Genomic DNA, 2588 nt, shown 5'->3' with positions numbered 1-2588 from the left:
GTCGTCGCGAAGGTCGCCGGCATCGCCGCGGCCGAGGTCCCCGGCGTCCACGCCCTCGGCGGTGGCGCGGCCCGCGTGATCGGCAACATCCGCCAGGCCGTGGGCGCGAAGGACTACGCCCAGGGCGTGAGCGTCGAGGTGGGCGAGACCGAGGTCGCCGCCGACATCGCGATCCAGGTCGACTACCCCGAGCAGCTGCAGCGGGTGGCCTCGAACGTCCGTGCCGCGGTGCACCAGGCGATCACCGAGCTCGTCGGCATGAAAGTCGCCGAGATCAACGTGACCGTCGTCGACGTCTACATCCCGGGCGACGACGACGAGGATGCCGCGGACGACGCGCGCGTCAACTGACAACCGTCTGTCAGGGGCGTCACCGGAAGGTGGCGCCCCTTTCGCGTACCCGGATGCCGGACGAGGTGTTCATCGGGGCAGGGACGTCACCTGAGAGCGGAAGTACGCATCCACCGCAGCGCTGCTGCCGGCCGGAGGGCGTAGAAGAACCGCTTCAGGGTGATCGCGCCCGCACGCTGCCGGCGGGCGACGTGCAGATAGTGTCGACCGATCGCGGCGCGCTCCACCGTCTCCTCGGCGAATGCCCGCAGGTTCGTGCGGAACTCCTCGTCTCCCGAGTAGACGATGGGGGAGTTGAGCCACTCGATGGCCGTGGCGTTGCCTTTCACGATGAGGGCGATGGTCTTGGCGAGATCCCAGCTGTTGACGTCGAAGATCTTGTCGAGCGGCGTCTCGATCACGTCACGCTCGGGCCAGAGCGAGAGGTAGCTCTCCACCGGCCGGACGAAGAGGAAGCGGCAGTCGTAATCGCTGTCGGGCGAGGGGAATCCCCACGCGCGGCTGCCGCTCTCGATCGCCCAGGGAATCCGCACCCGGTGCTCGGCTTCGACGGTCGCCAGCCTCCGGTCGATCTCGGCGACCACGGTGGGGTCGAGGGAGGAGGGGACGGCGCGCATCGCTCGACGATAGCGCTCGACGCCCTCACCTCAGGCCGTGGTCAGATCCCGTGCCGGACCTCGGCATAGGCGTCGAGAGCCCGTCTACGCGTCTCGCCCAGGTCGACCATCGGCTCCGGCGGATCCTCGCCGAGATACTCGGGTGCCCACTCCCGCACGTACTCGTCGTGCGGATCGAACTTCTTGCGCTGCGTGTCCGGATTGAACACGCGGAAGTACGGCGCCGCATCGGCCCCGGACCCCGCGACCCACTGCCAGTTGAACGGGTTGCTCGCGGCATCCGCATCCACCAGGCAGTCCCAGAACCACTGCTCGCCATGACGCCAGTCGATCAGCAGGTTCTTGATGAGGAACGATGCCGTCACCATGCGCACGCGGTTGTGCATGACCCCGGTGCGCCAGAGCTGGCGCATCCCGGCATCCACCACCGCCACGCCCGTCTTGCCCTGCTGCCACGTTTCGAGGTGCGCGCGATTGAGTCTCGGCCAGGGGAACGCGTCGAAGTTCCGACGCCAGTTCACGGTCGCGATGTCGGGCGAGTGGTAGGTCACGTGCCAGGCGAACTCGCGCCAGACGAGCTCGGAGAGGAAGCCGCTCGCGCTCTTCGCGTGCTCACCCGAGCCGCGATGCTCGATCGTGTCGTGCCACACCTGATAGGGGCTCAGTTCGCCCCAGCGCAGGCGGGGGGAGAGGTTCGAGGTCGCGCCTCCGGCGAACTCGTCGCGATACTTCGCGTAGTCGCCGAGGTCTTCGTCGAGGAACTCCTTCAGCCGCGCCTTCCCGGCGGGCTCACCCGGCTCCCAGGTGTCGCGGAGTCCTCCGGCCCAGTCGGGCTTCGTCGGCAGCAGCTCCCAGTCGCCCAGGTCGTCGCCGTCGACGTGTCCGTCGAATCCCGGGACCTTGCGCGCCTCCGGCATCGGCGGACGCGGGGCGGGAAGCTTCTGCACCGCACGGGCGAACGGGCTGTAGACCCCGTAGGGCTTGTCGGCCTGCGTCCGCACCGTCCACGGCTCGTAGAGGAGGTTGGCCGCGAACGACGTCACGGTTACCCCGTCGCCGCGCAGCTTCTCCTTGAGTCCGGCGTCGATCTCGCGCTCCACCCCGCCGTAGCGCCGGTTCCAGAACACCGCACCGGCGTCGACCTCGTCGACCACGGCCGGCACGACCTCGGACGCGCGGCCTCGACGCAGGACGAGCCGGCCACCCCGCTCCTCGAGACGTTCGCCGAGGGATGCCAAGGACCCGTGCAACCACCATCGCGCCGCTCCGCCGATCGCACGGACACCGTCCGACTCCTCGTCCAGGAGGTACAGCGCCACGATCGGCTCGTCGCGGTCGAGGGCGGCGCGCAGCGCCGGGTTGTCGGTGAGTCGGAGGTCGTCGCGGAACCACACGATCGAGGGCGAAGCCATCCCTCGACGGTATCCACCGCGGCATCCGTTGATCCGGGCTTGACACTCGCCCGCCGCGCCCGCCCGCCGCGGCGCGCGGCCGGCGCGCGGCCGTCGCCGCGCCCGTCGGCCCGCGAGACCGCACGCGTTTCACGACCCCGTATGCACTTGGCGCGAAACGCATGCGGTCTCGGCGAAAGCGTGCGGTCTCGCCGCCCGCGCGCCCGAC

3 protein-coding genes are annotated in these 2588 nt (G+C 69.8%); 1 reads left to right on the top strand and 2 read right to left on the bottom strand.

Annotation, left to right across the window (positions count from 1 at the left end; genetic code table 11):
- Positions 1–351 (top strand): Asp23/Gls24 family envelope stress response protein (locus NS220_RS18670; RefSeq protein WP_058625457.1); only part of this gene is annotated, 351 nt, incomplete at its 5' end.
- Between the two features lie 86 nt (positions 352–437).
- Here the strand turns inward: NS220_RS18670 and NS220_RS18665 are convergent.
- Together NS220_RS18665 and NS220_RS18660 are read right to left on the bottom strand one after the other, a co-directional pair.
- Positions 438–968 (bottom strand): nucleotidyltransferase domain-containing protein, encoded by a 531-nt coding sequence (locus NS220_RS18665; protein WP_058625456.1) that lies wholly within the window; start codon positions 966–968, stop codon positions 438–440.
- Positions 969–1009: 41 nt separating this feature from the next.
- A complete protein-coding gene (locus NS220_RS18660; RefSeq protein WP_058625455.1) occupies positions 1010–2380 on the bottom strand; it encodes a cryptochrome/photolyase family protein in 1371 nt (456 codons plus the stop codon).
- Positions 2381–2588 lie beyond the last annotated feature (208 nt).

Origin of the sequence: Microbacterium testaceum (genome assembly GCF_001476655.1) — a bacterium.
Lineage (GTDB): Bacteria > Actinomycetota > Actinomycetes > Actinomycetales > Microbacteriaceae > Microbacterium > Microbacterium testaceum_C.
Note: the sequence above shows the minus strand (reverse complement) of the source record. Positions and strands in the feature narration are given on the sequence as shown.

Excerpts from the sequence above, each read along its gene's own strand:
- NS220_RS18660 (WP_058625455.1), bottom strand. The coding sequence starts at position 2,380 with ATGGCTTCGCCCTCGATCGTGTGGTTCCGCGACGACCTCCGACTCACC.
- NS220_RS18665 (WP_058625456.1), bottom strand. The coding sequence starts at position 968 with ATGCGCGCCGTCCCCTCCTCCCTCGACCCCACCGTGGTCGCCGAGATC.